The organism is Methylobacterium sp. E-005, assembly GCF_022829725.1.
Taxonomy (GTDB): Bacteria; Pseudomonadota; Alphaproteobacteria; order Rhizobiales; family Beijerinckiaceae; genus Methylobacterium.
The window spans coordinates 1-3,179 of record NZ_JAKSYG010000103.1 but is presented as its reverse complement, the minus strand read 5'-3'; the positions used below and the strand labels follow the sequence as shown (position 1 = coordinate 3,179).

4 protein-coding genes are annotated in these 3,179 nt (G+C 64.2%); 2 read left to right on the top strand and 2 right to left on the bottom strand.

The window, feature by feature from the left end; genetic code table 11:
• The first annotated feature begins 77 nt into the window (after window positions 1-77).
• Window positions 78-389 (top strand): hypothetical protein, encoded by a 312-nt coding sequence (locus MKK88_RS12165; protein WP_243999984.1) that lies wholly within the window; start codon window positions 78-80, stop codon window positions 387-389.
• Window positions 390-672: 283 nt separating this feature from the next.
• On the opposite strand, the gene MKK88_RS12160 is transcribed toward MKK88_RS12165, so the two are convergent.
• Together MKK88_RS12160 and MKK88_RS12155 are read right to left on the bottom strand one after the other, a co-directional pair.
• On the bottom strand, window positions 673-1,329 hold the full coding sequence (locus MKK88_RS12160) for a hypothetical protein (protein ID WP_243999982.1): 657 nt from the start codon (window positions 1,327-1,329) through the stop codon (window positions 673-675).
• 9 nt (window positions 1,330-1,338) lie between these two features.
• Window positions 1,339-2,268, bottom strand: a complete 930-nt coding sequence (locus MKK88_RS12155; protein WP_243999980.1) for a hypothetical protein — start codon at window positions 2,266-2,268, stop codon at window positions 1,339-1,341.
• 186 nt (window positions 2,269-2,454) lie between these two features.
• Between MKK88_RS12155 and MKK88_RS12150 the strand changes: the two genes are divergently transcribed.
• On the top strand, window positions 2,455-2,856 hold the full coding sequence (locus MKK88_RS12150) for a hypothetical protein (protein ID WP_243999978.1): 402 nt from the start codon (window positions 2,455-2,457) through the stop codon (window positions 2,854-2,856).
• The last annotated feature ends 323 nt before the right edge of the window (window positions 2,857-3,179 follow it).

Genomic DNA, 3,179 nt, shown 5'->3' with positions numbered 1-3,179 from the left:
CCCGGCCTACGCGCGAACCGTGGGCTTGGCGGGGCGCCAGGGCATCCTCACGGTCCAGCCTGGGGACGACGGCCTGCGTGTCGGGCTCCGCGGCATCGATTCGGCCGACCCGTGCGGTCGGCTTCGCGGCGGGCGAGCCGGATGAGCGCGGCGAGTTCGTGCTGCTCGAGGCTGGCGAGCGCCAGGATGGTCGCGACCTTCGCCGGGTCCATTTTGGCGAACATCTCGATCCTGAACCGCGGGAACCGAACGACGCGATCCGGCCCATGCAGCGACTCGCCGATATCCTCCTCACGCAGGATGCCATCGAGTGTGCGCCGTGCCTCAACGCCGGCGTTGAAGCTCTCAACCGGCGGCTCAGTGACTTGGCGTCGCGCGTCCCGTGCTGAGTTCGGGAGATGATCCTCCGACGCATGCAGGCCCCGCGTGACGCTGTCGCCAAGGCGTTCATGGCCGCCTCGCGTGCGAGCGCGGCGGGCAGACCCGGACGGTGCCGACGCCCTCAACGAAGACCGGCACGCAATGCCCGCGTGGACGCCGAACCGCAGCGGCAGGCGAGATGAGCGCGCAGGCAAGCGCCAGCGCCACGAGCACGCGCGTCATGGTGGGCCTCGGTTTTTAGGGGTGGTGGGGCTCGCCCGGCTCAGCGTGGCGCGAGGCGAAATCGAGCAGCTATTCCGCGATCTGCTGGGCGGCCTGGAAAGCGGACAGGATCTCGTCGTCGCTAAGACCGAAGGCGGCGCCGATCTTCCGCACGTTCGGGTTGGTGATCACCCACCGCTGAGCGCGGGCGAACCACGTCTTCAGCTCGTAGTCGCCGGACTGCGCCACGAGGGCCTCGGTGGCCTCCGCGAGGTTCTTGGCGCCGGGCACCACCGAGCCGTCGTGTGGCATGCGGGACAGCTGGATCAGGGCCTGCGCCGATGAGACCGAGATGGCGGCTGCCGGTTTCTCAGGGAATGGCGCGATGGTCAGGGTGGAGAGGTCGAACCGCTGCTGCTCAAACAGCTTGTGCGGCTTCTCGTCGTCCTCGCTCACGCCCAGGATCTCGATCACCCGCATGCCCATGGGAAAGGGCATGGTGAAGTCGCGGAACACGCCCTGCACGGTCTCGCCGTCCACGCCGGGGAAGCTCTGCGTGGTGGCCACCAGCGATTCAGGTGCCCAGCGGTTGGGCGTCATCCGGTATTCGTACCAGTCAACCCCATCGCCGTCCCGCCGGCTAAAGGCAGCGCGCACGCCGCCGGCCAGAACCTCAATCGCCCAGTCGGGTAGAACCTCCGGCACATACAGGTTCCAGACGCCGTGATCTTTGATCGTGATCGTCATCCGCCACCCTCACGTATAGTAACTGGCAAACCAGCCAGAATTGACTGTGTACATTTGTAGCTGTCGATACCTCATCGCCCGAAGAATAATGTCATTCCCATCGCCGGATGTAATACTAGATCTTCCGGTGACAAATGATGCGCCATAATCCTCACGCATGCCACCATTATATCCTACGGTGATATCTTGATCTCCAACGTATACCATTCGAACGCTCGTGATGCTTCGATTGACTGCCGCGTTCTGATTGTTGGTGCCAACATTATTGATGTACGTGGCCAGATCGCCGACCTGCCTTGTCGAGATCGACCCATCAACGCCGAACGAAAAATATTCTACCGTCGCGGCCCCATCACAGAACTGCAACCGATTGGTTGTAAGTCCTCGAAGCAGCCAATCAGAAGCGTTCGTGTTCGCTAGGCGGAGACCACCCCCAGCGGTGGCGATTGATAGCGACCCGCTCATCGTGTCGCCGGTCTTCTGAACCGCAGCGGCGAGGATGGCCGCGGCGCCCAGATTGGCGAGGATCTTGTTCTTCTGCGCGGCGGTAATTGGTAGGCTGTCGGCCAAAAGCCCAATGTTGATCAGAGCTTGTGCGATCTCCGAAGTGGCGAAGGACTGCGCGCTATCGACCCGCAGAGCTTTTGGTGAGTTGGCCGCATTGGCCGCGGCCTGATCAACGAGGTCTGCCGCGGCGGCGACTACCGCCCCGACGTCTTGGAGCGCCGGCACGAAGTTGACGCGGTGGCCATCGTTCTGGAGGCCGCCCGGGTTCGTCGCGGCATTGTAGGGCTTGGTGCCCTCATAAAAGGTGCGGAGCCGGCTGATCGCCGCCTTCACGGCGTCGGATAGAGCCATCAGAGCGATTCCTTCACAACAAACTCGGTGGCGATGTTCGGCGTCGACATGCGGCGCAGGCTCGGCGGCTGCGATCAGCAACCTCGCTATCGCCTGCCGGCACTGCAACGGCCTCCGCAACGAGGCAACGCCCGACGAGCACCGGGCGGCCATGCAGCGCCTCATCGCCTCCGGCGCTCACGCCAACCACGCTGACGTGACGAAGCTCAGCAAGAACTCTCAGTGGCGTGCTCGGCGCACCGCGCGGCTTCAACCAGGAGCCGAGGCATGAAGCCGAACGCCTGCCACATGCCGGCACCGGTCCCGCGCTCCGAGGCTGAGATCCGTCAGTTCACCGACGAAGAAACCTCGCAGCACTTCGACAAGCTGGAGGCCGAGATCGACCGCCTGCAGGCCGACCTGCACAAGGTCATGGCTGAACGCGACGCAGCGTTGAAGCTGGCCAAGGACGAGAAGGCCAGCGCGGACATGTACGCGAACGCCTGGGTGCGCGAGCTCGGCGGCAAGCTCATCCGGAAGTCGCATCACATCGACGCCTGCGTGCTCACCACGCGGGCGCTGCGCGAGCGGCTGGAGAAACTGGAGGCCGAGCGCCGCGAGCGCATCATGGCCGATCGCGTCGCCGAATACGGCCCCTTCACCGGCAAGCTGACGGGGGACTGGTTTTGAACGGCGCGATCACGATCACCCGAACGGACATCACCCTGAACTGCCGGCTGTGTGGCGATCTCCGCCAGATGCTGGCGAGCGGAGCCGATGCGCACTCTGCCGAAGATCTCACAGCCCGTCGTCGCGTCGCCGAAGCAGATCAGATCTCAGTGGGGACTACTCAATGAACGGCCAACCTGATCCGCACCGGTCTCAGATCCTCCGGCAGCAGTGCAATCGCGTCCTTCGCAGCAAGGACATCCACGATGTCGTAGGCGCCGTCGAGATGATTGCGGCAGACGCAATTCTCAGTCTGCCGGGCATCTCCGAAGCCGCGGCTATCT

What these genes read in the sequence shown, in the direction of transcription:
- MKK88_RS12150 (WP_243999978.1), top strand. Translation starts at nt 2,455, where the DNA reads ATGAAGCCGAACGCCTGCCACATGCCGGCACCGGTCCCGCGCTCCGAG.
- MKK88_RS12160 (WP_243999982.1), bottom strand. Translation starts at nt 1,329, where the DNA reads ATGACGATCACGATCAAAGATCACGGCGTCTGGAACCTGTATGTGCCG.